This is a genomic window from Rhizobium ecuadorense, from assembly GCF_001187535.1.
In the GTDB taxonomy this organism is placed as follows: Bacteria; Pseudomonadota; Alphaproteobacteria; order Rhizobiales; family Rhizobiaceae; genus Rhizobium; species Rhizobium ecuadorense.
Window position 1 is genome coordinate 52658 of sequence record NZ_LFIO01001790.1, and the last position, 26330, is coordinate 78987.

The 26330-nt window shown below is 62.6% G+C and carries 24 protein-coding genes; 12 read left to right on the forward strand and 12 right to left on the reverse strand.

Annotated elements, in window-relative coordinates; genetic code table 11:
• Positions 1-148 precede the first annotated feature (148 nt).
• Together AF337_RS36315 and AF337_RS36320 are read left to right on the forward strand one after the other, a co-directional pair.
• Positions 149-3205, forward strand: coding sequence for an autotransporter outer membrane beta-barrel domain-containing protein (locus AF337_RS36315; protein ID WP_244471379.1), 3057 nt, complete (start codon positions 149-151; stop codon positions 3203-3205).
• A 267-nt stretch (positions 3206-3472) separates the two neighbouring features.
• A complete protein-coding gene (locus tag AF337_RS36320) occupies positions 3473-4114 on the forward strand; it encodes a TetR family transcriptional regulator (RefSeq protein ID WP_049735902.1) in 642 nt (213 codons plus the stop codon).
• A gap of 20 nt (positions 4115-4134) precedes the next feature.
• Here AF337_RS36320 and AF337_RS36325 read toward each other — a convergent pair whose 3' ends face one another.
• Positions 4135-5091 (reverse strand): LysR substrate-binding domain-containing protein, encoded by a 957-nt coding sequence (locus AF337_RS36325; RefSeq protein ID WP_003588350.1) that lies wholly within the window; start codon positions 5089-5091, stop codon positions 4135-4137.
• Between the two features lie 202 nt (positions 5092-5293).
• On the opposite strand from AF337_RS36325, the gene AF337_RS36330 reads away from it, so the two are divergent.
• Complete coding sequence (locus tag AF337_RS36330) at positions 5294-5593, forward strand: DUF1127 domain-containing protein (RefSeq protein ID WP_049735903.1); 300 nt, start codon at positions 5294-5296, stop codon at positions 5591-5593.
• Positions 5594-5680: 87 nt separating this feature from the next.
• Here AF337_RS36330 and AF337_RS36335 read toward each other — a convergent pair whose 3' ends face one another.
• The 5 genes from AF337_RS36335 to AF337_RS36355 form a co-directional block, all read right to left on the reverse strand.
• Positions 5681-6544: a DUF937 domain-containing protein gene (locus tag AF337_RS36335; protein WP_049735904.1), complete on the reverse strand. Its 864-nt coding sequence runs from the start codon at positions 6542-6544 to the stop codon at positions 5681-5683.
• 148 nt (positions 6545-6692) lie between these two features.
• Entirely contained in the window at positions 6693-8066 is a 1374-nt protein-coding gene (locus AF337_RS36340; protein ID WP_049735905.1) for a glutamate--cysteine ligase, read from the reverse strand.
• Positions 8067-8214: 148 nt separating this feature from the next.
• Positions 8215-8952: a 16S rRNA (uracil(1498)-N(3))-methyltransferase gene (locus tag AF337_RS36345; RefSeq protein ID WP_049735906.1), complete on the reverse strand. Its 738-nt coding sequence runs from the start codon at positions 8950-8952 to the stop codon at positions 8215-8217.
• Positions 8953-9019: 67 nt separating this feature from the next.
• Positions 9020-10522 carry an inorganic phosphate transporter gene (locus tag AF337_RS36350; protein ID WP_049735907.1) on the reverse strand — a complete coding sequence of 501 codons (1503 nt, stop codon included), beginning with the start codon at positions 10520-10522 and terminating at the stop codon, positions 9020-9022.
• A 63-nt stretch (positions 10523-10585) separates the two neighbouring features.
• Positions 10586-11116: an NUDIX hydrolase gene (locus tag AF337_RS36355; RefSeq protein WP_049735908.1), complete on the reverse strand. Its 531-nt coding sequence runs from the start codon at positions 11114-11116 to the stop codon at positions 10586-10588.
• A gap of 264 nt (positions 11117-11380) precedes the next feature.
• Between AF337_RS36355 and AF337_RS36360 the strand changes: the two genes are divergently transcribed.
• Positions 11381-12292, forward strand: a complete 912-nt coding sequence (locus tag AF337_RS36360) for a LysR substrate-binding domain-containing protein (RefSeq protein ID WP_190238028.1) — start codon at positions 11381-11383, stop codon at positions 12290-12292.
• Between the two features lie 65 nt (positions 12293-12357).
• Positions 12358-13515: an adenosylhomocysteinase gene (locus tag AF337_RS36365; protein ID WP_049735910.1), complete on the forward strand. Its 1158-nt coding sequence runs from the start codon at positions 12358-12360 to the stop codon at positions 13513-13515.
• 109 nt (positions 13516-13624) lie between these two features.
• Here the strand turns inward: AF337_RS36365 and AF337_RS36370 are convergent, their stop codons facing one another.
• Positions 13625-14638 (reverse strand): zinc-dependent alcohol dehydrogenase family protein, encoded by a 1014-nt coding sequence (locus tag AF337_RS36370; protein ID WP_049735911.1) that lies wholly within the window; start codon positions 14636-14638, stop codon positions 13625-13627.
• 138 nt (positions 14639-14776) lie between these two features.
• Here AF337_RS36370 and AF337_RS36375 point away from each other — a divergent pair, with 138 nt between their 5' ends.
• The gene (locus AF337_RS36375; RefSeq protein WP_049735912.1) at positions 14777-15628 is read left to right on the forward strand and encodes a LysR family transcriptional regulator; all 852 of its coding nucleotides are present in this window, start codon (positions 14777-14779) and stop codon (positions 15626-15628) included.
• Positions 15629-15702: 74 nt separating this feature from the next.
• Here the strand turns inward: AF337_RS36375 and AF337_RS36380 are convergent, their stop codons facing one another.
• A complete protein-coding gene (locus AF337_RS36380; protein ID WP_049735913.1) occupies positions 15703-16599 on the reverse strand; it encodes a LysR family transcriptional regulator in 897 nt (298 codons plus the stop codon).
• A 142-nt stretch (positions 16600-16741) separates the two neighbouring features.
• On the opposite strand from AF337_RS36380, the gene AF337_RS36385 reads away from it, so the two are divergent.
• The 4 genes from AF337_RS36385 (at position 16742) to AF337_RS36400 (ending at position 21329) form a co-directional block, all read left to right on the forward strand.
• Complete coding sequence (locus AF337_RS36385; RefSeq protein ID WP_049735914.1) at positions 16742-18181, forward strand: FAD-linked oxidase C-terminal domain-containing protein; 1440 nt, start codon at positions 16742-16744, stop codon at positions 18179-18181.
• The gene (glcE, locus tag AF337_RS36390; protein ID WP_049735915.1) at positions 18178-19380 is read left to right on the forward strand and encodes a glycolate oxidase subunit GlcE; all 1203 of its coding nucleotides are present in this window, start codon (positions 18178-18180) and stop codon (positions 19378-19380) included. Before AF337_RS36385 ends, glcE begins: the two co-directional genes overlap by 4 nt.
• Positions 19381-19538: 158 nt before the next feature.
• Complete coding sequence (glcF, locus tag AF337_RS36395) at positions 19539-20849, forward strand: glycolate oxidase subunit GlcF (protein ID WP_049735916.1); 1311 nt, start codon at positions 19539-19541, stop codon at positions 20847-20849.
• A gap of 39 nt (positions 20850-20888) precedes the next feature.
• On the forward strand, positions 20889-21329 hold the full coding sequence (locus AF337_RS36400) for a hypothetical protein (protein ID WP_049735917.1): 441 nt from the start codon (positions 20889-20891) through the stop codon (positions 21327-21329).
• A 155-nt stretch (positions 21330-21484) separates the two neighbouring features.
• On the opposite strand, the gene AF337_RS36405 is transcribed toward AF337_RS36400, so the two are convergent.
• The 3 genes from AF337_RS36405 to AF337_RS36415 all read right to left on the reverse strand — a co-directional run bounded on the left by AF337_RS36405 (position 21485) and on the right by AF337_RS36415 (position 23854).
• On the reverse strand, positions 21485-22159 hold the full coding sequence (locus AF337_RS36405; RefSeq protein WP_049735918.1) for an outer membrane protein: 675 nt from the start codon (positions 22157-22159) through the stop codon (positions 21485-21487).
• Between the two features lie 123 nt (positions 22160-22282).
• The gene (locus tag AF337_RS36410) at positions 22283-22969 is read right to left on the reverse strand and encodes a L,D-transpeptidase (protein WP_049735919.1); all 687 of its coding nucleotides are present in this window, start codon (positions 22967-22969) and stop codon (positions 22283-22285) included.
• A gap of 135 nt (positions 22970-23104) precedes the next feature.
• Entirely contained in the window at positions 23105-23854 is a 750-nt protein-coding gene (locus AF337_RS36415; RefSeq protein ID WP_049735920.1) for a L,D-transpeptidase, read from the reverse strand.
• Positions 23855-24117: 263 nt separating this feature from the next.
• Between AF337_RS36415 and AF337_RS36420 the strand changes: the two genes are divergently transcribed.
• The gene (locus AF337_RS36420; protein ID WP_049735921.1) at positions 24118-24747 is read left to right on the forward strand and encodes a DNA-3-methyladenine glycosylase I; all 630 of its coding nucleotides are present in this window, start codon (positions 24118-24120) and stop codon (positions 24745-24747) included.
• The gene (locus tag AF337_RS36425) at positions 24744-25253 is read left to right on the forward strand and encodes a hypothetical protein (RefSeq protein WP_049735922.1); all 510 of its coding nucleotides are present in this window, start codon (positions 24744-24746) and stop codon (positions 25251-25253) included. Before AF337_RS36420 ends, AF337_RS36425 begins: the two co-directional genes overlap by 4 nt.
• A gap of 13 nt (positions 25254-25266) precedes the next feature.
• Here the strand turns inward: AF337_RS36425 and AF337_RS36430 are convergent, their stop codons facing one another.
• Entirely contained in the window at positions 25267-25971 is a 705-nt protein-coding gene (locus AF337_RS36430) for an HAD family hydrolase (protein ID WP_003588314.1), read from the reverse strand.
• Positions 25972-26330: the final 359 nt, after the last annotated feature.

Sequence of the window (26330 nt, forward strand, 5' to 3'; positions counted from 1 at the left end):
TCTTCTGCGCCCGAAGAACAATGTCAGGAACATGGTTACCAATATTTAAATTGATTGGCCTATTTCTACGCGAGCGAATAGTGGCGGGGACGATTTGCGAGCGAAGATGGACGAGAAGACAGGCGGAGCGGCAACTCATCGGAGGGCCATGCTGCGACTTGCGGGATCGGCGAGCAGCGCGGCGCTGGCGCTGATGCTGGCAGCAGAGCCGGGATCGGCGCAGCAGGTCATCGGCGGCAGCGACACGGAGATCGTCGACGGCAACGACCCGGGCGGCACCGGCCCGGGCACGCAACCGAGCCCATGGACGATCAATGACGATCTCGTCATTGGCGATCAGAACGGCGACGATGCGACCCTGATCATCCGTAACGGTGGCACGGTCAGCAATGACACCGGCGTGCTCGGCGTCGATCCCGGCGCCAGCGGCACGGCGACGGTCACGGGCTCGGGCTCGAGCTGGAGCAATTCCAACGACCTTTACGTCGGCCATGAGGGCGCCGGCACGCTGACCATCGACGACGGCGGCGCCGTCGACAATACAATCGGCCACATCGGCTATTTCTCCGGCGCCAGCGGCACGGTGACGGTCACAGGCAACGGCTCGACCTGGACGAATTCTCAGGAACTCACTGTCGGCGACAGCGGCACCGGCACGCTGACCATCTCAAATGGCGGGACGGTCAGCAGCACATTCGGCTATATCGGCAACGATATCACGGCTGTCGGTGCGGTGGTCGTCACGGGAGCAAACTCGCTCTGGAGCAATACCGATGATGTCTCGGTAGGTGAGGTAGGCGCGGGATCGCTGACCATTTCGAACGGCGGCACTGTCACCGGCAGCTTTGCTTACGTCGGCTTCAGTACGGACGGCAGCGGCGTGGCCAGCGTGACCGGTGCGGGGTCGAGCTGGATCAATTCCAATGAGCTATCTGTGGGCGAATTCGGCTCGGGCAGCGTGACGATCGAGAACGGCGGCCTGATTTCGGCTTCCGGGGTCGTCATCGCCGACGATTCGGGTGCGACGGGAACGGTGAACATCGCCGGAAGCGCCGGAAACGGGCGTGGCGTCCTGGAGACCGGTTATATCGACAGCGGCGCCGGTGATGCCAGCCTCGTCTTCGATGGCGGTATTCTGCGCGCAACGAGCAATGAGGCAAATTTCCTCGGCGGTTTCAGCGCCGGCGAGGTCATCTTCGATGCCGGCGGTGCCTTTATCGACACCAACGGCTTTGCCATCGGCATATCAACGGATCTGCAGGGGACCGGCGGCCTCACCAAGCAGGGCGCCGGCACCCTGACGCTTTCCGGCACCAACATCTACACCGGGGTGACCACGGTCGAGGCCGGCACCCTGCTGGCGGGCAGCGCCGGCGCCTTCGTGCAGAACGGCGCCTATGCGGTCAACGGCGGTATCCTCGATCTCGGCGGCTTCGACCTGACCACGGGGCAGCTTTCGGGAAGCGGCGGCGAGATCGCGATCGGCAGCGCCGACTTGACCATCGACCAGGCGAGCGACAGCATCTATGGCGGCATATTCTCCGGCAGCGGCGACCTGACCAAGCTCGGCAGCGGCACCTTGCGCCTGACCGGCAACAGTTCGGCCTTTACAGGCACGACCACGGTTTCGGGTGGCCGCCTCATCGTCAACGGCAGCCTTGGCGGCATCCTCACGATGACCGGTGGCAGGCTGGGCGGGTCTGGTGATGTCGGTGCGCTGAGCGCCGGCGCCGGCGTCACCATTGCGCCCGGCAACTCGATCGGGACCTTGACGGTCGGCGGCAACCTCACTTTCGATGCGGGCGCCACCTATGAGGTCGAGGTCGATCCAGCCGGCACCGCCAGCGATTTGATCTCGGTCACCGGCACCGCGTTTCTGAACGGTGCCACCGTTAGCCACATCGGCATGAATGGTGACTACAAGCCGTTCTCCACCTATACGATCCTCACCGCGAGCGGTGGGATCAGCGGGACATTCGGCGCCGTCACCTCCAATTATGCCTTTCTGGATGCCGACCTCTCCTACGATCCGAACAATGTCTATCTGGAAATCGCACGCAACGATGTGCGCTTCAGCGACATGGCGGCGACACGCAACCAGTTTGCCGCGGCGCAGGCTGCCGAAGCGCTCGGCTTCGGCAACGACATCTATGATGCCATTGCCAGCTTGCCCGACGACGAGCCCCAGGTCCAAGCGAGCTTCGACGCGCTTTCCGGCGAAATCCACGCCTCGATCAAAACGGCGATGATCACGCAGAGCCTGTTTGTCCGCGAGGCCGCCAACGAACGCCTGCGGTCGGCTTTCGCCAATGCCGGCGCCACCGCGGTCCCGATCCAGGCCTTCTGGCCGGGCGCGCCGGAACTCACCGCCGCCGATGCTTCCGACGCGCCGGTTTTCTGGAGCACGGCCTTCGGCGGCGGGAGCGAGATACGCACGGATGGCAATGCCGCCACCCTCAACCACCAGACCGGCGGTTTTCTCGCCGGCGTCGACACCGGCTTCGATGACATCCGGTTCGGCCTGATGGCCGGTTACAGCAATTCCGGCTTCGACCCGCGCCACCGCGCGTCCTCGGGATCGAGCGACGATTATCACCTCGGTCTTTACGCCGGCACGCAATGGGGCGATCTCACCTTCCGCTCCGGCCTGGCGCACACCTGGCATCAGATCGACACCAGCCGCCGCGTCGCCATCGGCAGCTTCGAGGACAGGCTGGAAGCAAGCTACGATGCCGGCACGTTGCAGGCCTTTGCGGAGCTCGGCTACCGGTTTGAGACTGCGGCGGCCGCCTTCGAGCCCTTCGCCAATCTCGCTCATGTCGGTGTTCGAACGGCGGGTTTTACCGAAGAGGGCGGGGCCGCCGCGCTCGACAGCGCCGGCCGCACGACCAGCACCACCATAACAACGCTCGGCCTGCATACCGAAATGGAAATCCGCCTGGGCCGGACGAACGCCACCCTGCGCGGCATGACAGGCTGGCGGCATGCAGCCGGCGACATCGTTCCAGTATCGACGCAGGCTTTCGCAGGTGGAGAGGCGTTCACCGTCGCCGGCGTGGCGCTGGCGGAGAACGCCTTCGTTCTCGATGTCGGGCTCGACTTCGACCTCAGCGAGGGCTCTGCCCTTGGCATCGGCTATTCCGGCCAGGTCGCCGATAATGCGCAGCAGCATGGGGTCAGGGCGGCCTTGTCGATGAAATTCTAAAATCGGCTGAACCCGTCATTCCTTCGCAACGAAGGGTAGCGACGTCTGCACCTTTCCAGCCCGGAATTTCGCAACCATTTACCGCTTCGGGATGTAAATGCAACTCAGCGGAGCACGCCTAGAGTCCCGTTTTTTATACGCTTTTGCCGGTCGTTAAAATGCGGGCGTTTTCATTTACGACTGATGAAGACCTGCAATGTCATACCCGCCCGACGCGCTGATTTGGCATGATGCCTGCCCCGCGCGAACGATAAGAATGGGAACGACATGGGCGTGGAGAGCATGGATCGGATCGGCTTGCGCAGGCAGCCGAAGCAGGAGCGCAGTATCCAGAGGCTGGACGTCATTCTCGCTGCCGCCGCCAGGATCATTGCCGAAAAGGGCGTCAGCGCCATGCGGATGACGGAGCTTGCCGTCGCCGCCAAAGTGCCGATCGGCTCGGTTTACCAGTATTTTCCCGAAAAGGCGGCGATCGTCAAAGCCCTGTTCGACCAGCACGCCTCGGCGATCCAGACGAAGACGGCGGCGATGTTTGCCGACGTTCAGACGCTCGACCAGGCGCTCGACCTCGTCTGCGGCATGATCGATTGGTATTACGAGTCCTACCACGATGATCCCGTCTATCTCGGCGTCTGGATGGGAACAGAGACCGACCAGGATCTGCTTCAGCTGAACATCGAGCATAGCGGCCGCGTTGCCGGCATTTTTCATGAGGCCGTGCGCAAGCTGGCGCCCGATCTTTGCGACGAAGAGATGTATGCGCGCACTTACCTGTTCAGCCACCTGATCGGCGCCGTCATCCGGCTTGCCGCCGTCAGCGAGGAAGCCCTGGCGCGACGCATGCTCGATGAGTGGAAACGCGTCATCCGCGCTTCCCTTTTTGCCGCGACCGCGAAGCGCGCCGCCTGAGGGCGCTTACCTCTTCCTTCTTACCAGCTCGGCACCATATTGGCGGCCTTCAGCCGCGGATAAAGGCGGGCCTGAGCGGATTTGACATCGGCCTCCAGCGTGTCGTCGACGACGGCAGGCGTGATGTTGTCGAGGCAGGCGGTGATATGCGCGGTGATCGCGTTCATCAACGAGAGCGAAACCCCCGGCCGCTTCATGATGCCGATCTGCACAGGCGGCAGCGCCGGAAAGCCGTCCGCCTGGCTCAGCACCTTCATGCCGGTACGCAGCGCCGATTCAGGCATGACCGAGACCGCCATGCCGGCAAGCACGGCGGCGGCAACGACGGTGCAGGACCAACTGGTGAACAGGATCTGGTGTTCGCGTCCCACCGCATCGAGCGCCGAGCAGGCAAGCTGGCGCCACTGGCAATCGCGCCGGCCGACGGCAAGCGGCACCGGCGCGTCGTCGCGGATCGGATGGTTGGCCGAGCCCACCCAGCAGAGCGGCTCGGTTCTGACCACATCGGACATGCGCTCGCGCGGATTGTGGGTAACGAGGGCGATGTCGAGCTCGCCCTTGTGCATGCGCTCGGCCAGATCGACCGACGGCTCGCAGACGATGTAGAGTTCGACATTCGGATGCGTCTTGGCGAAGCGGCCGATGATTTCGGGCATGTAGCGGTCGGCATAATCATCAGGCGTGCCGATGCGCAGCGTCCCCTCCAGCCTGTTGTCGTCGAAGGCCGCGATCGCCTCATTGTTGAGGCGGATGATGCGCCGGGCATAATTGAGAAGTTTTTCACCCTCGACCGTCAGTCGGTTGCCGCGTCCATCCTTGATGAACAGCTGCTTGCCGATGCGCTCTTCGAGACGGCGCATCTGCATGGAGACGGCCGATTGGGTCTTGTAGACCCTGTCGGCCGCCTTGGTGAAGCTGCCGGAATCGACGATGGCGATGAAAGTCTGCAACTGGTCGAGATCAAGAGGCGCGGACATGGTGTCACCCATAAAGATAGCTGATGATAATCATTAGAAACATTCGTTGGACTGATCAATAGCTCTTTGGCATCTTCGGGATGCAAATCAAGCAAAGTGAAGGACAGACACCCTGCCTGTCCAAGCAGAATTCAGCCTTATCCCTTCCCGCACGACCTCGCGGGAGGGGTGGGTTGTTGCGTGCCCGAGAAAGGAGAGTTCGATGCACACGACAGAACGAACACTAGAACTCGACTGCAGCAAGCTTACCCCGACGCTTTTCCAGCGTCTGGCGGCAGGCCTCGCTCCGCTGGTCTCCCTCTTTCGCGGGTTCCGCAATCGCATGGAGATCAACACGCTGCACGATCTGAATGACAGTCAGCTGAGAGATATCGGCCTGAGCAGGGCCGACCTGACCTCCGCGTTCCTGGCCTCGACCTTTTTCGAGGACCCTTCGGAACATCTGACGCGCTCGGCGCGCAATCGCTGGCGCCTGCAGCTCTTCCGCTCCTACAACGAATAGGCGCGTCGAGTTTCCCCGCAGGGTGATAGCCAATAGCCCTGCCGCTTGACCCGGTGATCGGCTTTCCCAAGCAATCTCCGGGTTTTTTTATGCCTTGGTTTCAGGCGGCTTCGGCCGATAGGTTTCGAAGATCGCTTCCAGGTTCCTCTGGTAGGTCTTCTGCACTTCCAGCCCGCTATCGAACATGGCGTTCAGTATCTCGGTATAGCTGTCGGCATTGACCTTCGTCTCTTCCTTCGGCGCCTCGGGCGTCTTGGCAGCCGGCTGCTTGGCCGCCGGCGGTTGCCCAAGCCCGGCCATCATTTCCTGGAAGGCCTTGGCGAAGGGATTGTCGAGGAAGGGGTTCGGCTGAGGAGCCGGTGCGGCCTTCGGTACCGAAAACATCTGCTGCATCGCCTGGGTGAAGGGATTGTCGAAGATGCTCGGCTGCGCGGCTTTCTGCTTCGGTGCGAAGCCGGTGCTTTCGAGCCATTGCTGGATGGTCTCGCCCATTGCCTTGTTGACGAAGGGGTTGACCGGCGAGGCCATCTGGCCGGTCGTCTGCTTGAAGAGCCCGCCCATCAGCGTATCGGCCAGCACCGGCAGCATCCGCTTGTAAATATCCTGGCCGATGCCGGTCATCTGTGCGGCCTGGGCGGCGACCGCGCGCGAAACCTCCTTCGAACCGAAAAGCTGAGCAAGGATATTGTTGCCGTCGGAAATACCCTCCGGCGTGAAGGCCCGGCTCATATCCTCGAAATAGCGCGCATAATTGCCTGAGGAGACGGCCTGCATCAGCCCGACGAAATCGTAAGGGTTGCTGGTGCTGCGTTTCAGGCCGGCTGAGAAGGCCGGCATCAGCGCCGCCATCGCCTTGGTCGCCTGTTCCTGCGCGAGGTTGAACTGGCGGGCGATCGCCTCCATCGCCGCGCCGTTCTGCGCCTGCATCATCATGTCGAAGAGTGGCAGCATGGAGGTCCCTTTCCCCGAGTCGTGACGCGTGTAACGCCACTATATCCGGAAACGATAATGTGCAAACGGCTTTTTGCCATAAGAACTTAAAGCCCTTCCGGCAAAAGTGCCGGACGGTTTTCCGAATTGGAGCGAAATCGGCGCAGGCTCAGTACTGATAGTCCTCGAACACCGGCTCGACGGAGCCGTTCCAGCGGCCGTGATAGAGCGACAGCAGATCCTCGGCGAGCGTCGCCTTCTTGGCAAGCACCTCGTCGAGCGGCGCCAGGAAGATCGTCTCGTCCTGGCCTTCGCGATTGAGCTTGCCGCGCGCCTTGAGGCCGGCCTTTGATATGCCGATCACTTCGCGCGCGGTGTCGAAGAGCGGATGCCCGCGGAACTCGGCCTTCAGCCCTTGCGCCGGAACGGCATTGCGCAGGGCCTCGACCTCCGCAAAGCCCCAGTCTTTCGTCAGTTCGTCGGCGGCGTCGAGTGCGGCATCGTCGTAGAGCAGGCCGACCCAGAAGGCCGGCAGCGCACAGATGCGCCGCCATGGGCCGCCGTCGGCGCCGCGCATTTCGAGGAAACGTTTCAGCCTGACGTCGGGGAAGAGCGTCGAAAGATGGTTCGTCCAGTCGCCCATCGTCGGCGCCGGATCGGCGACCTCGCCCTTCAATGCGCCATTCATGAACTGACGGAAGGTGACGTGGGTACAGTCGTGATAGCGGCCGCCGCGGACGATGAAATACATCGGCGCGTCGAGCGCCCATTCGGCATAGTCGCGGAAACCGAAGTCGTCGCGGAAGGTGAAATCGAGCAGGCCGGCGCGCCGGTTATCGACATCGCGCCAGATATCGCCGCGCCAGGAGAGCAGCCCGTTCGGCTTGCCCTCGGTGAAGGGCGAGGATGCGAAGAGGGCGGTCGCCAGCGATTGCAGCTTCATCGAGACGCGCATCTTCTGGCGCATGTCGGCTTCGGAGGAGAAATCGAGGTTCACCTGGATCGTGCAGGTGCGGTACATCATGTCGAGACCCTGGCTGCCGACCTTCGGCATATAGCGGGTCATGATCTCGTAGCGCGATTTCGGCATTTGCGGGGTTTCCGCATAGGTCCATTTCGGACTGCCGCCGATGCCGAGGAAGCGGATGCCCATCGGTTCGGCGATTTCACGCACCGTCGTCAGGTGCTGGTTCGATTCCCTGCAAGTTTCGTGGATCGTTTCGAGCGGCGCGCCTGAGAGTTCGAACTGGCCGCCGGGCTCGATCGAGATCGCCCCCATGCCGTTCTGCTCGGCAAGGCCGATGATGTTGCCGCCGTCGATGATCGGCTCCCAGCCGCTTTTCGCCTGCAGGCCGGTCAAAAGGGCCGAAATGCTGGCATCACCGAAATAGGGAACCGGACTGTTGTCGGCACGGAAGAAGGCAAATTTCTCGTGTTCGGTGCCGATCCGGAAGCGCTCCCGCGGCTTGTTGCCGGCGGCGATATAATCGGTCAGATCCTGAACCGAAGAGAGCGGCGTCTGGTCGGTGGTGTCGCGGGCCATGCGGGGTACCTGCATTCGAAAAAGGCGCCCAGGGGGCCGGGCAGCTGGAAGGGTGATTAGGACCCAAGCCACGTATGTTGCAAGTGAAATTCTTTCAATGACGCATCAAAAAAATAACAGCAATTTCCGTGTCCACCCGTTTCGCTCTTCAGCTCCAGTCGCCGATCGCCGCCTGGACCACGGCGAGTGCCGCAACGGCTGCCGTATCGGCCCTCAGGATGCGCGGTCCGAGCGGAATGGCGGTGACGAAATCGAGGCTTCGAAGCCGCGCCCTTTCCTCTTCCGAAAAGCCGCCTTCGGGCCCGACTAGCAGCGCGAGATGCCTTTCCTTGATTGACGACAGCACCGGCAGCGGGTTTTGCCCGGCATCACCCTCGTCGCAATAGATGATGCGGCGCTCTTTCGGCCAGCGGTCGAGCAGATCGAGAAGCCGCACCGGCTCGGCCACCTCGGGAATGCCGAGAACGCCGCATTGCTCCGCCGCCTCGACGACATTGGCACGCAGCTTGTCGAGATTGGTGATCTTGCCCTGGACGTGCTGGGTCATGACCGGTTGCAGCAGTCCGGCGCCCATTTCAACTGCCTTCTGCACCAGATAATCCATGCGGCCGACCTTGAGCGGCGCAAAGAGATAATGGAGGTCGCAGGGCGCCGGCTGCGGCCGCGTCTCTTCGATTGCTCTCAGTTGAATGCGTTTGCGCGTGGGGAAGGTCAGGGTCGCCTTCCACTCGCCGTCACGGCCGTTGAACAGCAAAACCTCTCCACCTTCCTCCATCCTCAGCACATTGGCGAGATAGTTGAACTGGTCGGCATTCACCTCAAGGGCGGCGCCGGCAGAAAGCGGCGCGTCGACGAAAAGCCGTTGCATGCGGAAATTGGCGCGCATTTAAAACTCACGGGGTTCAGAGCACGATGCCGAAAAGCGGTGAGCGGTTTTCGGACGGCATCCTGTTCTAGACGAAGAGCGCGAACATAACCCAATAAATCCCCGCCGCAAGCGCTGCCGAAACCGGCACCGTGACGATCCAGGCAGCGACGATGGTCATGAAATGCGAGCGGCGCACGAGATAGCGTCGCCGGGTCTCGTGGACGTTCGGCTCCTCCGGCTCGTCGATATCGAAGCTCTCGACCCTGCGCCTGATATAGGCGATGCGGCGCTTCGAATGGCGCGTATACCATTCGCGAAAGAAACCGACGCCGAAGACGGAACCGACGGCGATATGCGTGGTGCTGACCGGCAGGCCGAGCCAGGAGGCGACGATGACGGTGAAGGCGGTCGACAGCGCGACGCAATAGGCGCGCATCGGATTGAGTTTGGTGATTTCCTCGCCGACGAGGCGGATGAGGCGCGGGCCGAACAGCAGCAGGCCGACGGAGATGCCGAAGGCGCCGATCAGCATCACCCAGAGGGGCGGATGCCCGACGCTGCCGTCACCGCCGCCGACGCCGACCGAGTGGACGATCGCCGAAAGCGGCCCGACCGCGTTCGAAACATCGTTTGCGCCATGCGCGAAGGAAAGCAGTGCCGCCGAGCCGATGAGCGGCAGCCGGAACAGCACCCGCAGCGAGCTGTTGCGGTTTTCGAGATCGCGCGCCTGGGCGAGCACGAGCGGCCGGGCGATAAGCCAGCTGACAAGCCCGATGCCGATGCCGATGAGGATGATGGTGAAAGACGGAAATTTGCCGGTGGGCGACAGCTGCAGCACCATATAGGCCATGAAGCTGCCGGTCATCACCGCGACCAGCACCGGCACCCAGCGCCGAGCCGCCGCGATCTTGTCGTCGCGATAGATGATCAGCGTCTTGACGAGGTAGAGCAGCCCGGCCGCGATCAGCCCGCCGATCAGCGGCGAGGTGATCCAGCTCGAGGTGATTTCCACCATCACCCGCCAATTCACCGGTTCCGGCCCGACGGCTGCGATGCCGGCGCCGATCACCGCGCCGACGATCGCATGGGTGGTGGACACCGGGGCGTTCATCCAGGTCGCGAGATGGATCCAGAGGGCGGCCGCCATCAGCGCCGCCATCATGATCCAGCCGAGTGCCGCCTGCGGCACCTGGACGGCGTCGACGATGTTGGAGGAAATCGTCCTGACGACCTCGCCGCCGGCGATCGTCGCGCCGAGAACCTCAAAAATCGCGGCGATAACAAGCGCCTGGCCCATCGTCATGGCGCGCGCGCCGACGGCCGCGCCGACATTGTTGGTCACGTCATTGGCGCCGATGTTCATCGCCATGTAGCCGGCAAGGGCTGCCGCCGCCACGATGAGCACCGCTCCCGGCCGGTCGAACACATAGACGCCGGCAAAAAGCATGGCGAGACCGACGAAGATCAGCCCGAGACCGGGCGCCACCAGCCGCCGCAGGACATGCTTCGCCGCGTCCTCGGCATGGGTGATCTTGGCGAGGTCCTTATCGAGCGTGCGTTTCGTGAGGACTGTGGGACGTGGCGGCATTCTTTTCCCGGGCTATGAAATCTGCTTCTACGCCACTTTTCTAGCAGCGCAAGATGGCAGGATTCATTCCGCCGGAATTTGCTTTCCTGCCAGTCCCTGCTTTATCGCTTTGGCCGAAAGCCTCTCGGTCATCTTTCGCTTGAAGGCCAGCAAAAGGCCGCGCAGCTCCGGCTCGCGCACGCGCCCGGCCGCCTCGTCGAAGGAGACCCATTCGATGCGGCGTTCGCCCTTTTCCTTGAAATTCTTCGCGATGTCGGTGACTTCGAGCGCATAGACCTGCACCTTGCAGGCCACCTGCACGCCGTCGCGCAGGACTTTCGAATAGCTGTAAGCGCCGAGCGTTTCCGTCTCGACCGCGCCGCGGACGCCGGCTTCCTCGAAGGCTTCCTGTGCGGCGACCTCATGGGCGCATTTGCCCGTCATCGGCCAGCCCTTGGGAATGACCCAGCGGCCGGTATCGCGGCTGGTCATCAACAGCACCTCGACCTCACCGCTCTTCTTCTTCACCCGATAGCAGATCGCACCATATTGCTGTCGCGGCGGACGCCGGAACATCAGCTGCACATCGGATGCCAATCGGGCGAGAAGAGTCAATGGTCGGGTCACCTTCGCAGTGGTTGTTAGGAATCACTCATATACGTGTATCACGAAAAGCTTACACAATCCAAAAGCCGCGGACGCTCCGAAACGCGACTGGATCGCCGTTCCTTAAGGGAAATCGAGCTGGGGCAGGCTCAGAAATCCGTCATGTCCTGTCTCGAATGCGTCACATTGCACAGCTGTACAATATGGCGTGGTCTTGCCTTTCCTTCAATGGCAAGATCAAGTGATCCACTATCATTTGTGATCGTGGTCATCATGCGTCTTCCGCCGCTCAATGCCGTCCGCGCCTTCGAGGCGGTCTGCCGTCATGGCAGCATTCTGAAGGCTGCGGAAGAGCTGAACGTCGTGCGCGGCGCCGTGCGCCAGCAGATCGCCACGCTGGAAGGCCACTTCGGCCGCAAGCTCTTTCTGCGCGACGGACGCAGGCTGGTCCCGACCGCAGAGGCGAGCGCTTTCGCCGAGGCTTGCGGTGCGGCTTTCGACATTCTGCAGCGCGCCGCTTGTGAGCTCGAAGGCGTCGTGCCGGGCCGCATCCGGCTCGGCGTGCCCTCGGCTTTTGCGGTCTGGTGGCTGATGCCGCGCGTTGCCGCCATGCAGGCGAACCTCGGCGATATGGCGATCGATATCGTGCCGATGAGCGTGGTCGAACCGCTGCAGATGCACCCGGAACTGGACGCGGTGATCATGGGCGGCGAATATCGGCCGGCCGCCGGCGTGACCGCGGTGCGCTTCATGGAAGACGAGTTCGGCCCGGTCGCCACACCGGCGCTTGCCGCAATGCTGTCGGAAGAGCCGGCGGCGATGGGCCGGCTGACCATGCTCGCCAGCCGCAGCGTTCCCAAGCTCTGGGACGAATGGTTTGCCGAAAGCGGCACGCCGCCGGTTGCCTTTTCCCGCCGTCAGGAATTCGAGGATCTGCTGCTGGCCCTCGCTGCCGCCCGCTCCGGGCTCGGCATCGCCGTTGCGCCGCGCGCCTCGATCGAGGACGATCTTCAGCGCGGGCAGCTGGTCGCGCCCTATGGCTTCATCGCGCGTCCGTCCGGCTACAGCCTCTGCTGCCGCACGCCGGATGCCAAACGTCCGGGTTTTGCCGCTTTGTCCGGCTGGCTGCACCAATCCGGGAAGCCGAGCGGAAAGGGCAGATTTTCTGCTCCGTCGTCAGAATAACCTCCATATTCGCCGCCCTGTGGCTTCGCTAGAAATGTCGAGAAATCGGCAACAGGGATGAGATGATGGAAAAAACCGCGACACGCATCGACTGGATCGGCGGCAGCTACCGGCTGCTCAAGGCGACGGCGGCCGAATTCGAGCGGACGCGGCCCTTCGAAGGCCTGTCGATCGGCACCGGCATCCACCTGGAGCCGAAGACGGTGGCGCTGCTGATGGCGCTTCGCGCCGGCGGCGCGCGTCTCGTCTGCACCGGCAATCTCAACAGCACCCAGCCGTCGACGGTCGAGTTCCTGCGTTCGCAGGGCATTACGGTCTTCGCCACGCAGACCACCGATGCCGCCGCCCATCATGGCAGCCTCGAAGCGGTGATTGCCGAAAGGCCGGATCTGCTGCTCGACAATGGCGGCGATCTCTTCGCCATCGCGGCGGAAAACCCCTATGCCGATCTGCGCGGCGGCACCGAGGAAACCACCTCGGGCCGAACACGCCTGCTGCCGCTGCGCCAGCGCCTCGCCATGCCGATCCTCGTCATCAACGACAGCCCGATCAAGCAGTTCGCCGAAAACAGGCATGCCGTGGGACAGAGCCTGTTCGAAAGCTATTTGCGCTTCACCAACCGCTCGACCAATGGCAAACGCGTGACGGTCTTCGGCTACGGCGCCTGTGGCAAGGGCACGGCCGCCTGTTTCCGCAACGCTTTTTCCACCGTCAGTGTGGTCGATATCGATGCGGTGGCCACCCTCGAAGCTCATCTCGATGGTTTCGTCACGCCGCTGCGCGAAGCGGCGATCCGCTCGGCCGATATAATCGTCACCGTCACGGGCTTTGCCGCTATCGTCACAGCAGCCGACCTGCCGCTCGTCAAGGACGGCGCGATCCAGATGAATGGCGGCCATTTCCCGCATGAGATCGATGTCGAGGCCTTCCGCCGCCATCCCGACGTCATCGGCATCGATTGCTACGAGGCCGATCATATCGAGACCTTCCATCTCAGGGACGGCCGCTCTTTCCATGTGCTCGGCGGCGGTCACATGGCCAATCTCGCCGGCCCGCGCCCGCTCGGCAACACGGTCGAATCGATGGATCTCGGCTTCACCCTGCAGGCCCGCTGCCTGGAACGCATCGCCAGGGGCGAGGCCGGCCCCGAATCCTGCGTCGTGCCTGTGCCCGGCGATATCGACGCGATGGTGGCCAATGCTTATCTTGCTCTGGCGCGCTGAGGATGATGCCGAAAAATGTGAGTGTTTTCGGACGACGCCACGCGCAGTTCTCTGATTTGGCAAAGGATTAGATTTAAGGCCGACCCTGGCCTCAGTCATCCTGTTCCAGTCATTCGGTACCCTGAGATCGGTCGATCTCGACGACGACTTTCCCGTCCGCCTGCCGGTTTTCGATCAGCCGATGTGCCTCGTCGGTATCGTTAAGTGTGAAGCGGTGCGGGTCGAGCCTCGGCATCACCTTGCCGGCTTCCACCAGTTTCGTCATTTCCCGCATAATCTCGCCGTGATGGGGGCGTCCTTCGCCGGTCAGAAGCGGCAGCAGCGTGAAAACCCCGGAATAGGTCGCCGCCTTAAAGGAGAGCGGCGCCAGAGCGTGATTTCCCCAGCCAAGGCAGCTCACGACATGGCCGAACCGGCTGACGGCCTGGAACGCCGTATCGAGCCCCTGGCCACCGACCGTGTCGTAGACCAGATCGAAACCCTTGCCACCGGTATATCTAGCGACATAGGTTTCCACCGTTTCTGCGGCACGATCGATCGGCGTTGCACGAAGACCGGCGAGATAGTCCACTTTCGAAGCGCCATCGACGACATAGACCTCCGCCCCGACGGCCTTGGCGATCTGCGCGACGATATGGCCGACACCGCCGCCGCCCAGCACGAGCACCTTGTGATCGGCACTCACCGCAGCGCGGTCGACGAGCCCTTCCCAGGCAGTAATGGCGATCAGCGGCAATGCTGCCGCCTCGCGCATCGAAAGGTTCTGCGGCTTTGGAGCCAACAGTGCGGCGTCGACGGCTGCGAACTCGGCAAGCGATCCCTGAACGCCGCCGACGCCGCCGGTCATGCCGTAGACCGCTTCGCCGCGACGGAAACCACCGACGCCAGGTCCGATCTCTTCGACATTGCCGGCCATATCGATGCCAAGCACGGTCGGAAGGGGGTGGCGTGCATGGGCCGCATTGCCGGCCCTGATCTTCAGGTCGAGCGGATTGACACCGCTCGCCAAGATACGCACCAGGACCTGGCCTTCACCCGGCACCGGCTTCGCAACATCGGCGATCCGCAATGGCGAATTCGGCGATTCCGCCAGCATCACTTTCATCGTTGATTGTCTCGACATGCAACTCTCCTTCGTTTGCTGTGCGGCGTCTACGGTCACAACGGGCTTTTCTGGGAGAAAAGATCGCTCATTGAAACGCGAATGAAAATAAAAGAGAAAGACTGAAGCCCATGCATTTTTGTTTGACGGATACGAGCGATGGAATGGAGTGACCTGAAGATTTTTCTGGCGATCGCGCGGTTCGGAACGCTGGGGGCCGCAGCCCGCAGCCTCGGTCTGACCCAGCCGACGATGGGCCGGCGGTTGCGTGCCCTGGAAGCGTCCGTTGGGCAGACGTTATTTCAGCGCACGACCGAGGGCTTCGTGCTGACCGAGGAAGGCGCGGCCGTGCTCGCCGGTACCGAACGCATCGAGGAGGAGACGTTTGCTATGCAGCGCATCCTTGCCGGCGGCAGCCGCCAGCTCGGTGGTTTTCTCAGGCTGTCCTCGTCCGACTGGTTCGGCGCGCATGTGCTTTCGCCGGTGCTGACGGAATTCTCGCAACTCCATCCCAAAGTGGTAGTCGAATTATTGACCGACAGCCGACTTCTCAGCCTGCCGCGACGAGAAGCCGACCTCGTATTTCGTATTCAGCCTTTTACAGAGGCGGAGATCATATCGCGCAAGCTTATCCATATCAAATACGGCCTTTACAGCCAGCGCGGCGCGCCGCACCCGAGGGCATTTGACGGAGCGGGCGCCCGCCTCGTCACCATGGACGAGGCTTTCGGCGACATGCCGGATGTCGGTTGGCTGCAGCGCCTCTTGCCGCGGGCCGAAATCGTCATGCGCAGCAACAGCCGCGATGTGCAGGCGGCGCTCTGTGCCAATGGAGCGGGGTTCGCCGTCCTGCCGCGGCCTCTCGGCGATTCCCTTGCTGCTATTGAACTGGTCGATCTTGGGGAGGCACCGCCCGGCCGCGACACCTGGGTCGGCTATCACCGCGACATGAAGCGCCTGGCGCGGCTGCGCGCCCTGCTGGATCTCGTCATCGAGAGATTGGCGCGCTGAACCGACGGGGGAGCATGATCCGAAACATGTGAGCGGCTTTTTGAGGCGACATCGCGTCATTTGGTTATGTGCCGTCAGCGCTCCCAATAGGGCACAGGCCCATAAAGCTCGGCGAGATAGTCGATGAACAGCCGCACCTTGGCCGGCAGGAATTGCCGGCTGGGATAGACGGCCGACAGTGCGACATTATGCGAGCCCTCATAGGCCGGCAGCACCTGCACCAGCCGGCCGGCCTTCAGCTCTTCGCCGATATCCCAGGTGGAGCGCAGCGCGATCCCGAGGCCTGAGATGACCGCCTCGCGGATCACCTCGCTGGAATTGCTGATCAGCATGCCCTCCGGCCGCAGGCTGAGCATCCCGTCCGGCCCGTTCAGCCGCCAGGTATCGCCATTATGCGCCGGCAGGCAGCGATGATGTTTCAGTTCGTCGATGTGCCTCGGCTTGCCGTGGGCTGCGAGATAATCCGGCGAGGCGCAGAGCAGCCGGCGCACCGGCGCCAGCCGGCGGGCGACGAGGCTCGAATCGGTGAGTTCGGCGATGCGGATCGCCAGATCGAAGCCGCCGCCGACGATGTCGCTGAATTCGTCGGTCAGCACCAGATTGATCGCCAGTTCCGGATGCGCCTGCATGAACGCCTTCAGATGCGGCGCGATGTGCATGCGCCCGAAGGAGGTCGGCGCAGAGATCTTCAGCGTGCCGTGCATCTGCGCCGAGCGGCCGGAAATATAGAATTCTGCCTCTTCCAGCCCGGCGAGAATGCCGAGAACGCGGTCGTAGAAGCCCTGTCCGGCTTCCGTCAGCGAGATCTGCCGTGTCGTGCGCTGCAACAGCCGGGTGCCGAGCCGGTCCTCCAGCCGCTTGATCCGCTTGGAGACGACGGCTGGGGAGAAGCCGAGCGCCCGCCCGGCAAGCGACATGCTGCCCGTCGAAACGACCTTGGCAAAGATTTCGAGATCGCCCAGATTGGTCATGCGGTTTTCGATTATTTCCCCTTTTGGCATAAGTGCTTAGCATTTGCGCCCCTTTCGGGAAAGTGCTAAGCCGATTTATCGGCGGCAGGAGGTTTGCGGCCGTCATTTCCCGTCGTCACGATGTCAGAGGCCTGAGAGCGCCATGTCCGACGCCATTCCGTTTCTCAAACCCCGCGCCGACGTCCTGGCCCGCCGCGACCAGATCGTCGCCGATCTCACAGATCTTCTGCCGCCGGAATGCCTGGTGCACGAGCCGCGTGAGCTGGTTCCCTTCGAGACCGATGCTTTCGTGTCCTACCGCCGCCTGCCGCTCGCCGTTGCCCTGCCGCGTACGACGGCCGAGGTCTCGGCCATCATGCGTTATTGCCACCGCTACGGCATTCCTGTCGTGCCGCGCGGCGCCGGCACCTCGCTTTCCGGCGGCGCCATTCCGCAGGAGGATGCCGTCGTGCTCGGCCTGTCGAAGATGAACCGCATCCTCGAAATCGATCTGCCCAATCGCGCTGCCGTCGTTCAGGCCGGCGTCACCAATCTCAATATCTCCGAGTCCGTTTCGGCGGATGGATTTTTCTACGCACCGGATCCGAGCTCGCAGCTCGCCTGCACCATCGGCGGCAATATCGGCATGAATTCCGGCGGCGCCCATTGCCTGAAATATGGCGTCACCACCAACAATCTGCTCGGCATCAGGATGGTGCTGGTCGACGGCACGGTGATCGAACTCGGCGGCAAGGCGCTGGATGCGGCTGGTTATGACCTGCTCGGCCTCGTCTGCGGCCATGAAGGCCAGCTCGGCATCGTCACCGAGGCGACCGTGCGGCTGATTGCCAAGCCGGAAGGAGCGCGCCCGGTGCTCTTCGGCTTCGAAGCTTCGGAAGAAGCCGGCGCCTGTGTCGCCGATGTCATCGCCGCCGGCATCATTCCCGTCGCGATCGAATTCATGGACAAGCCGGCGATCGAGATCTGCGAAGCCTTTGCCCATGCCGGTTATCCCCTCGATGTCGGCGCGCTGTTGATCGTCGAGGTCGAAGGCTCGGAAGCGGAAATGGACGCGACCTTGAAGGACATCGTCGAGATCGCCCGCCGGCACGGCGTCAAGACGGTGCGCGAATGCCAGTCGGCGACCGAAGCGGCGCTGATCTGGAAGGGCCGCAAATCCGCCTTCGGCGCCACCGGCCGCATCGCCGACTATATCTGCATGGACGGCACCGTGCCGCTCAGCCAGCTGTCCCATGTGCTGAAGAAGACCGCGGAGATCATCGATCATTACGGCCTGCGGGTCGCCAATGTCTTCCATGCCGGCGACGGCAACATGCACCCGCTGATCCTGTTCAACGCCAACGATCCTGAGGATGCCGCCCGCGCCGAGGCGGCCGGCAACGATATCCTCAAACTCTGCGTCGACGCCGGCGGCTGCCTCACCGGCGAACATGGCGTCGGCATCGAGAAGCGCGACCTGATGCGGCATCAATATTCCGAGGCCGACCTTGCCCAGCAGATGGCGGCGCGCGCCGCCTTCGATCCCGACTGGCTTCTCAATCCGTCGAAGGTCTTCCCGCTCGAAGGGCGCCCCGCGGCATGATCGATCTGATGCCGACAAGCGAGGAACAGGCGGCGGCGATCGTCCGCGCCCATGCGGAGATGAACCGGCCACTCGCGATCTGCGGCGGCGATACGCGCTCGGGTTTCGGCAATGCCGTTGCATCAGAAGACCGGCTGCGATCAACCAGGCTTTCCGGCATCGTCGCCTACAATCCCGGCGAAATGGTCATGACAGCCCGTTCGGGTACGCCGCTTGCCGAGGTCGAGGCGGCGCTGACCGAAAATGGCCAGATGCTTGCCTTCGAGCCGATGGATCATCGCCCCATTATGGCCAGGTCGGGCGAGCCGACGATTGGCGGCGTCTTTGCCGCCAATGTCTCTGGCCCGCGTCGCATCATTGCGGGCGCTGCCCGCGACAGCCTGCTCGGTGTTCGCTTCGTCAACGGCAAAGGCGAGATCATCAGGGCCGGCGGCCGGGTGATGAAGAATGTCACCGGCCTCGACCTGGTCAAGCTGATCGCCGGCTCGTACGGAACACTCGGTTTTCTGACGGAAGTCACTTTCCGCGTGCCGCCCCGTCCGAAAACTGAACGAACGCTGCTTCTGTCAGGCCTCAACGACGCAGAGGCAGCCAGCGCCATGGCAGCGGCGATGGCGCTGCCGGTCGAAGTCTCGGGTGCCGCGCATCTACCGCTGACGGTGACCTGGAAATTCCTTGCCGGCAAGCTGCCGGAAGGCGAGGCGACGGTTCTGCGCATCGAAGGCCTCGCCGGTTCGGTCGATGTGCGCATCGAAAAGCTTGCGGCTGTAATGTCGGCCTTCGCAGCGGTGACACGGCTGGATGAACCGGAAAGCCGCAGGCTCTGGCGGGAAATCCGCGAGGTGCTGCCCTATGCCGACGGCACGGCGAGGCCGGTCTGGCGCGTCTCGGTCGCCCCCGGCACCGGCCATCAGCTGGTCGCCGCGCTCCGCCTCGAAGCCGGCGTCGACGCCTTCTATGATTGGCAGGGCGGTCTTGTCTGGATGCGCATGGAGGCCGGCCCCGAGGGCGAGCTGGTCCGCCGCTACATCAAGGCGCTCGGTGGCGGCCATGCGACGCTGATCCGCGCGTCGGGCGAGGCGAGGGCGGCAACTGCGGCGTTTCATCCAGAGCCCGAGGCAGTGGCGATGCTATCGCGGCGGGTGAAGGAGAAGTTCGATCCGGCCGGGATTTTCAATCCGGGGAAGATGGGGTGGTGAAGATGCTTGTTGCCGACTGCCCACGCTCGATGGATTGCACGAGGGTGCCTCTTGCTTCCCCTTCGCCCCGGCGGGGGTCCGAAGGACGGGTCGAGACCAGTGGCTCGAACCGGGTGCGGCCCCCCGCTGGGGCGAAGGGGGCACGGGAGGCCGCGTAAATGCAAACCAACTTCACCCCCACCCAGCTCCTCGACCCCGACGTCGCCGAATCGGAACAGATTCTGCGCAAGTGCGTCCATTGCGGTTTCTGCACCGCCACCTGTCCCACCTATGTGACGCTCGGCAACGAGCTCGACAGTCCGCGCGGCCGCATCTACCTGATCAAGGACATGCTGGAAAACGGCCGGCCGGCCGATGCCGAGGTCGTCACCCATATCGACCGTTGTCTCTCCTGCCTGGCCTGCGTCACCACCTGTCCCTCCGGCGTCGATTACATGCATCTGGTCGATCACGCCCGCGCCCATATTGAAAAGACCTACAAGCGCCCGTTGATGAACCGGCTGACGCGTGCCATTCTTGCTGCGGTGCTGCCCTATCCCGGCCGCTTCCGCCTGGCGCTCAATCTCGCCCGCCTCGGCCGACCCTTTGCCGGCCTGATGCGAGGGAGCGCGCTGAAACCCTTTGCCGCCATGCTGGCGCTTGCGCCGCGCCGCGTGCCCGCAGCGTCGGCCTTCGCAAAACCCGGCAGCTACAAACCCGAGACGGAACGACGCGGCCGGGTGGCGATCCTTTCCGGCTGCGCTCAGCCGGTGCTCGACCCCGGCATCAACGCGGCGGCGATCCGGCTGCTGACGCGGCTCGGCGTCGAGGTCGTGCTGCCGGAGGGCGAGGTCTGCTGCGGGTCGCTCGTCCATCACATGGGCCGCGCCGAACAGGCGCTCGCCAGTGCGCGGGCGAATGTCGATCTGTGGACGCGCGAGATCGACGGGCAGGGGCTCGACGCGATCATCATCACCGCCTCGGGCTGCGGCACCACGATCAAGGATTACGGCCATATGCTGCGCCTCGATCCCGCCTATGCGGCCAAGGCGGCGAGGGTCTCAGCGCTCGCGAAAGACATCACCGAATATCTCGCAACCCTCGACCTGCCGGCGCACATGCCGAAGAGCATCACGGTCGCCTATCACTCCGCCTGTTCCATGCAGCACGGCCAGCGCATCACGCTGACGCCGAAGCAATTGCTGAAAGCGGCGGGCTTTACCGTGCGCGATCCCGCCGAAGGCCATCTCTGCTGCGGCTCGGCCGGCACTTATAACATCATGCAGCCGGAGATTTCGGCGGCGCTGAAGGCACGCAAGGTCAAAAACATCGAAGCCACCAAGGCCGATATCATTGCCACCGGCAATATCGGCTGCATCACCCAGATCGCCACCGGCACCGGCATGCCGATCCTGCATACGGTCGAGCTGCTCGATTGGGCTTATGGCGGCGCTGTGCCGGAAAAATTAAGAGATTTGCCGTTAGGCTGACGTGAAAGGCCTGTCGGGCCGGTCTCGGGAGTTTAGACGATGTGGCGGGGAATGATCGTATTTGCGGGACTGCTCGGTGCGGCGGGCGCCGCCCATGCCGACAGCCGTTTCTTCTGTTCTGCCGATGACAAGGAAGCGCGCTTCACGCTCGAGAGCGGCTTCGAAAGCGATGCCGGCCACAAGCTCAACCATTTCCGCGGCGCGCTTGTTATCAAGGATCCGGCCCAGGCGACCGTGTTCGGCAAGCGTGTTTTCGAATCGCAGCATCTGACCAACCATTGGTCGCGCGATGGTGATCTGCTGCTGGAGGTCTTTGATGGCGGCGAAGACGACACCGGCGGAGCAACGCTGGATCTGGTCGTGGTTGCCGGCGAACGCGGCAAGCCGGCGGCAAATTTCAGCGGCACCTATTCCCTGACGATCGCAGGCGGTGAAAAACCCTTTGCCGTCGAGGGCAAGGTCAGCTGCGGCACCAAATAGAGCAATTTCAGGAAAAGTGCGAAGCGGTTTTCCGTCCGGAATTGCGTCACAGAAAAATAAACAATTTCAGGAAAAGTGCGAAGCGGCGTTCCCTCAGGAACTGCGCCACGGCAAAATAGAGCGGTCCTGAAAACTGGACCGCTCTAACGATTCAATTACCAGTGGAACGACACGCCGACATTGACGGCGTTGGTGAAGATGTTGGTCTTCAGGTCCACGCCGCTGTCGATCGGAACGTCGACGCGCGAATAGGTGCCCTTGTATTCGACGAAGGTCGACCAGCGGTCGGTCACCTTGAAGTCGACGCCGGCCTGGGCCTGCAGCGTCACGCCGCCGAATTCATAAGCCCAGGTCTTGCCTTCGGGGCGAATCACTTCGACATGCGGAATGTTCACGCCGACACCGGCGCCGAGATACGGCGTCCAGCGGCGGCTCGGATCCTGGAAGCGATAGAGGCCGTTCACCGTCAGCAGGTTCAGGCCGTCGGTGAATTCGAAATGCGACCAGCCGGTCTTGGCGAGTGTATCGTCGTCCGCATAAACCTTGTCATGGGTATAATCGAGCGAGATACCCCAGTTCGGCTTGTTGAAATTCTCCAGCCACCAGGTGACGCGGCCGCCGTAGTAAGGCGGGGCGCCGAAGGATTTGCCTTCCCAGCCGGCGGTGAAATGCGTGCCGTCGGAGAGATCGACGCCGCTGTGCGGTGCCGTCTGATAGCCGCCGTAGATGGAGAATTGCAGGTCTTCCGCCGAGGCGGAGGCTGCCGAACAGATGGTGAAAAACGCGATGCCCGCAAGCAGGGAGGCGGAGGAACGCAGCGCATATGTCATTGAATAGCCCCGAATATTGCAAATATGTCGACTCCTAGGCACATCTGCCAGCTTTCCGCCGCAAAGTCCAAGGGAAATAAAGGCGCCGTCGAGAGGCGCCTTTCGTTTTTTAGCAAGTGTTGCTCAGCCGCCGAACATCGTCCGTAGCACGTCGATGCCCCTGTCCTCGAACGCCACCTTGCCCTGCCTGTTGCCGGGGCCGATGACGATTACCTTGGTGCCGACGGGGGCGCGATCGTAAAGATGCGTCACGTCCTGGTTCATCATCCGGATACAGCCGGAAGACATGTTGAGGCCGATCGTCCAGGGCTGGTTGGTGCCGTGGATGCGGAAGATGGTGTCGCGGCCGCCCTGGTAGAGATACATGGCCCGCGCACCGAGCGGATTGTCCTCGCCGCCTTCCTGGAAAGCGGGAATGATGTGGCCCTTGGCGGCTTCGCGGCGGCGCATCTCGGCCGGCGGCGTCCAGCTCGGCCATTCGGCCTTGCGGCCGATCTTGACGATACCCGACCAGCCGAAGCCGTCTCGGCCGACGCCGATGCCATAGCGGGTGGCCCGGTTGCTGCCTTCGACGAGGTAGAGATATTTGTTGTTGGTATCGATGATCACGGTGCCGGCCGCTTCCGTCGTCACCAGCCGCACTTTCTTGCGCTTGAACTGCGGCTTCACATATTTCGGCATCTGCGCCACACGCACGACTTGCGCCGGGCGCTGCGTATTGTCGGAGCCGGCAGGCGCGGCAAAGGCGGATGTAGACATCAAGGACAGGACAAGTCCGGCCGCGGCCAGACCTGGCATCAATTTGATCATGATCGATTCCCCTCAAGCAAATCCGCCTGAAGCTACATGAACTTCTGCCCGATTCAAGATCGGCCCGGCCGGATAAAGCATTTTCGGGAAAGGAAGCCGCCTGTTCTTGCGGCTTCCAAGATATCGTATGTGCCGTTACATGACGACGACGCGGGTTCCGACGCTGACGCGGTCATAGAGATCGACGACATCCTCGTTGCGCAACCGGATGCAACCGGAGGAGACGGCGCTGCCGATCGACCAGGGCGCGTTGGTGCCGTGGATGCGGTAAAGCGTCGAGCCGAGATACATGGCGCGGGCGCCGAGCGGGTTTTCCGCGCCGCCATCCATCCGCGCCGGCAGGTAGTGGCCCTTGGCGGCTTCACGGCTGATCATTTCGGAAGGCGGCGTCCAGTCCGGCCATTCCTGCTTGCGGGTGATCTTGTGGGCGCCGGCCCATTCGAAGCCGGGCTTGCCGACGCCGACGCCGTAACGGCGCGCCTTGCCGCCGTCCATCACCAGATAGAGGAAGCGGTTGTTGGTATCGATGACGATCGTGCCGGGTTTTTCCTGGGTGTCGTAATCGACCATCTGCGGCAGGAATTGCGGCTCGATCGGATGACGGATCGACGGTATGCCCGGATTGATCGCCGAGACGGTCTGCGGTGCGACTTGCGGCGCCTGGCGCAGCACGCGGCGCTGGAAAAGCCCACGCTGCGGCTGCCGGACGACCGGCCGCTGATAGACGACGGGACGAACCGCGCCGCCGCCGAGCTGGTTGATCCAGGGCGCGGTCAGATCGGGGCTGAGCACGACGGGCGGGCGCGTGGCGTAGCGGTCGTCTGCAAGGGCGGCCGTGGAGAAAATGCCGAAGACGGCTGCGGCAAGAACAAGCTGTTTCATCATCGGACGGACTCTCTACAAATGGCCGAAAATGCGCTGGCGGAGACGTTCCGCCCGGGCGGAGATGTTCACGCCCGGGAAAGACGCTGCCACCCAATCCGCCAGCGAATGGTAAAGATCGATTCATGAAAACTCGACCTGTGGGATAAACTTTTCGTCAGGGTTACCGTTCGGTTTGGAAAGACGGTTTGCAAATGGTAAAGCCGGAATCATGACCGGAAAACCAGGCGGACCGGCAAACAGACGGACCCGGGAATGAAGCGGACATGAGCGAGACAGGCATCATCATCGGCGAGGACGGCAGGAGCCGCTGCCACTGGCACGCCAATCTGCCCGATTATCTTCGCTATCATGACGAGGAATGGGGCCGCCCCGTCACCAACGACATCCGCCTCTTCGAGAAGATCTGCCTTGAAGGTTTCCAGTCCGGTCTTTCCTGGCTGACCATCCTGCGCAAGCGCGAGAATTTCCGCGCCGCCTTCTCAGGCTTCGACTTCGAAAAGGTTGCACTTTTCGGCGACGAGGATGTCACCCGCTGCCTTGCCGATGCCGGTATCATCCGCCATCGCGGCAAGATCGTCTCGACCATCAACAATGCCAGGCGCGCCATTGCGCTGAGGGACGAATTCGGCTCGCTCGCCCATTATTTCTGGCGCTACGAACCCGGTCATAACGAGCGGCCTGGAGTGGTCGACCGCGAGCATATCGTCGCCAATCCGACGACGCCGACCTCGGTCATCATTTCCAAGGATCTGAAGAAACGCGGCTGGACCTTTGTCGGCCCGACCACAGTTTATGCTTTCATGCAGGCGATGGGTCTCGTCAATGATCATCTGGAGGGCTGTTTCTGCCGGCCCGAGGTCGAGGCGATGCGCGCCGTGCTGGTCCGACCATGAAAGAAGATGCATCCGTGAGAACATTGATCGCAGCCGCTGCCCTTTTCCTCCTGATGGTCCCCGCTCTGGCGCAGACGCCGCAGCTCGATCCGGGCGAGAAGCTGGAGAAGCTGCAATTCCCGGCCGTCACCATGCAGCTCAAGGGCTGGACGAAATTCGGCAACGGCCATGTCTACACGCTGCCGGTGCGCGCCGGCCAGCATGTGAAGATCGACTTTGCCACCAAGAGCAAATTTGCCTTCCTGGCGATCTTCGACCTGTCGAAACCCGATGACGAGGCCTTCTTCGGCACCGACGAGGACGGCTTGAGCTTCGAGACGACGGTCAAGGAAAACACCACCTGGCTGCTGCGTCCTTATTATTCCAAGGTCTCGCCCCGCCGCGGCCTCGGCGCTCCCTTCAGCATCCTGATCGAGCCTTTGACCGCTGCCCCGAAGCAGCCGCAGCCGCCGGCCGAGCCGGAGCGCCCGTCGCTCTTTCCGAAGGCGCCTGCCAAACAGCAATAGGGGGAGCGTCCGGCTATGCCAGCCGGTCGATCAGGTCGCGCAATTCGCCGAGATGGCCGATCTTGCGGAAACGCGGCGCCTCCGTCGGTTCGTCCACATGTTCCAGCACCCAGGTGAGTTCGTGCGGCACGAAGACGCCGTAGCTGCCGGCGGCGATCGCCGGCACGATGTCCGATTTCAGCGAATTGCCGACCATCATCGCCCGTTCCGGCCCGTCGCCGACCTTGGCGAAGATGCGGCGATAGGTGACGGCCGTCTTGTCGGAGACGATCTCGACGGCATCGAAGAAGTCGCCGAGCCCGGACTGGGCAAGCTTGCGCTCCTGGTCGAAGAGATCGCCCTTGGTGATCATTACAAGCAGATATTTGCCGGAAAGCGCTTCCAGCGTGTCGCGCACATGCGGCATGGTTTCGACGGGATGGGAAAGAAGATCGCGGCCGGTATCGAGGATCTTGGCGATCACGCCGGCGGGCACCTTGCCTTCGGTGATCTCGATCGCCGTTTCGATCATCGACAGCGTAAAGCCCTTGATGCCGAAGCCGTAATGGCGAAGATTGCGCTTTTCGGCCTCCAGCAGCCGCTCGGAAATCTTCGGCCCTTCGGCAAAATCGGCAAGAAGCCCGGTGAAATGCGCTTCTGTCAGCCGGTAATATTGTTCGTTCTGCCAGAGCGTGTCGTCGGCATCGAAGCCGATCGTGGTCAGGGGTCGCGTCGTCATATGCGTACCTTTGAGCATGATGCCGAACAGTTTGGGCGGTTTTCGGCCATCATGCTCTAACTCTATAATTGAGAACAGGATTCAGATTTTAGACCGACCCGGCCGAAAATCATCCTGTTCTTGAAATATCGCCGGCAATCTATCGCTCGCCTGTGTCGAGACAAGGGCTGTGTCGAGACAAGGCCGCTCATCTCCGCCGCGGCAAGGCAGGCGTTGAAAAGCGCCGCCGCCGCACTACATCGATTGTGCCTCACCTTGCAGCCAGCCACGGCTGTGCCTGTCACACGCAGGCCAATAATCAAGAAATGAAGTTCTTCAGTTCGCAAGCCCCTCTTGCGGCAGACACAAAGGATTTTTTC

Excerpts from the sequence above, each read along its gene's own strand:
- AF337_RS36315 (WP_244471379.1), top strand. The coding sequence starts at position 149 with ATGCTGCGACTTGCGGGATCGGCGAGCAGCGCGGCGCTGGCGCTGATG.
- AF337_RS36320 (WP_049735902.1), top strand. The coding sequence starts at position 3,473 with ATGGGCGTGGAGAGCATGGATCGGATCGGCTTGCGCAGGCAGCCGAAG.
- AF337_RS36325 (WP_003588350.1), bottom strand. The coding sequence starts at position 5,091 with ATGTCCGCGCCTCTTGATCTCGACCAGTTGCAGACTTTCATCGCCATC.
- AF337_RS36330 (WP_049735903.1), top strand. The coding sequence starts at position 5,294 with ATGCACACGACAGAACGAACACTAGAACTCGACTGCAGCAAGCTTACC.
- AF337_RS36335 (WP_049735904.1), bottom strand. The coding sequence starts at position 6,544 with ATGCTGCCACTCTTCGACATGATGATGCAGGCGCAGAACGGCGCGGCG.
- AF337_RS36340 (WP_049735905.1), bottom strand. The coding sequence starts at position 8,066 with ATGGCCCGCGACACCACCGACCAGACGCCGCTCTCTTCGGTTCAGGAT.
- AF337_RS36345 (WP_049735906.1), bottom strand. The coding sequence starts at position 8,952 with ATGCGCGCCAATTTCCGCATGCAACGGCTTTTCGTCGACGCGCCGCTT.
- AF337_RS36350 (WP_049735907.1), bottom strand. The coding sequence starts at position 10,522 with ATGCCGCCACGTCCCACAGTCCTCACGAAACGCACGCTCGATAAGGAC.
- AF337_RS36360 (WP_190238028.1), top strand. The coding sequence starts at position 11,381 with ATGCGTCTTCCGCCGCTCAATGCCGTCCGCGCCTTCGAGGCGGTCTGC.
- AF337_RS36365 (WP_049735910.1), top strand. The coding sequence starts at position 12,358 with ATGGAAAAAACCGCGACACGCATCGACTGGATCGGCGGCAGCTACCGG.
- AF337_RS36370 (WP_049735911.1), bottom strand. The coding sequence starts at position 14,638 with ATGTCGAGACAATCAACGATGAAAGTGATGCTGGCGGAATCGCCGAAT.
- AF337_RS36375 (WP_049735912.1), top strand. The coding sequence starts at position 14,777 with ATGGAATGGAGTGACCTGAAGATTTTTCTGGCGATCGCGCGGTTCGGA.
- AF337_RS36380 (WP_049735913.1), bottom strand. The coding sequence starts at position 16,599 with ATGACCAATCTGGGCGATCTCGAAATCTTTGCCAAGGTCGTTTCGACG.
- AF337_RS36385 (WP_049735914.1), top strand. The coding sequence starts at position 16,742 with ATGTCCGACGCCATTCCGTTTCTCAAACCCCGCGCCGACGTCCTGGCC.
- glcE (WP_049735915.1), top strand. The coding sequence starts at position 18,178 with ATGATCGATCTGATGCCGACAAGCGAGGAACAGGCGGCGGCGATCGTC.
- glcF (WP_049735916.1), top strand. The coding sequence starts at position 19,539 with ATGCAAACCAACTTCACCCCCACCCAGCTCCTCGACCCCGACGTCGCC.
- AF337_RS36400 (WP_049735917.1), top strand. The coding sequence starts at position 20,889 with ATGTGGCGGGGAATGATCGTATTTGCGGGACTGCTCGGTGCGGCGGGC.
- AF337_RS36405 (WP_049735918.1), bottom strand. The coding sequence starts at position 22,159 with ATGACATATGCGCTGCGTTCCTCCGCCTCCCTGCTTGCGGGCATCGCG.
- AF337_RS36410 (WP_049735919.1), bottom strand. The coding sequence starts at position 22,969 with ATGATCAAATTGATGCCAGGTCTGGCCGCGGCCGGACTTGTCCTGTCC.
- AF337_RS36415 (WP_049735920.1), bottom strand. The coding sequence starts at position 23,854 with ATGATGAAACAGCTTGTTCTTGCCGCAGCCGTCTTCGGCATTTTCTCC.
- AF337_RS36420 (WP_049735921.1), top strand. The coding sequence starts at position 24,118 with ATGAGCGAGACAGGCATCATCATCGGCGAGGACGGCAGGAGCCGCTGC.
- AF337_RS36425 (WP_049735922.1), top strand. The coding sequence starts at position 24,744 with ATGAAAGAAGATGCATCCGTGAGAACATTGATCGCAGCCGCTGCCCTT.
- AF337_RS36430 (WP_003588314.1), bottom strand. The coding sequence starts at position 25,971 with ATGACGACGCGACCCCTGACCACGATCGGCTTCGATGCCGACGACACG.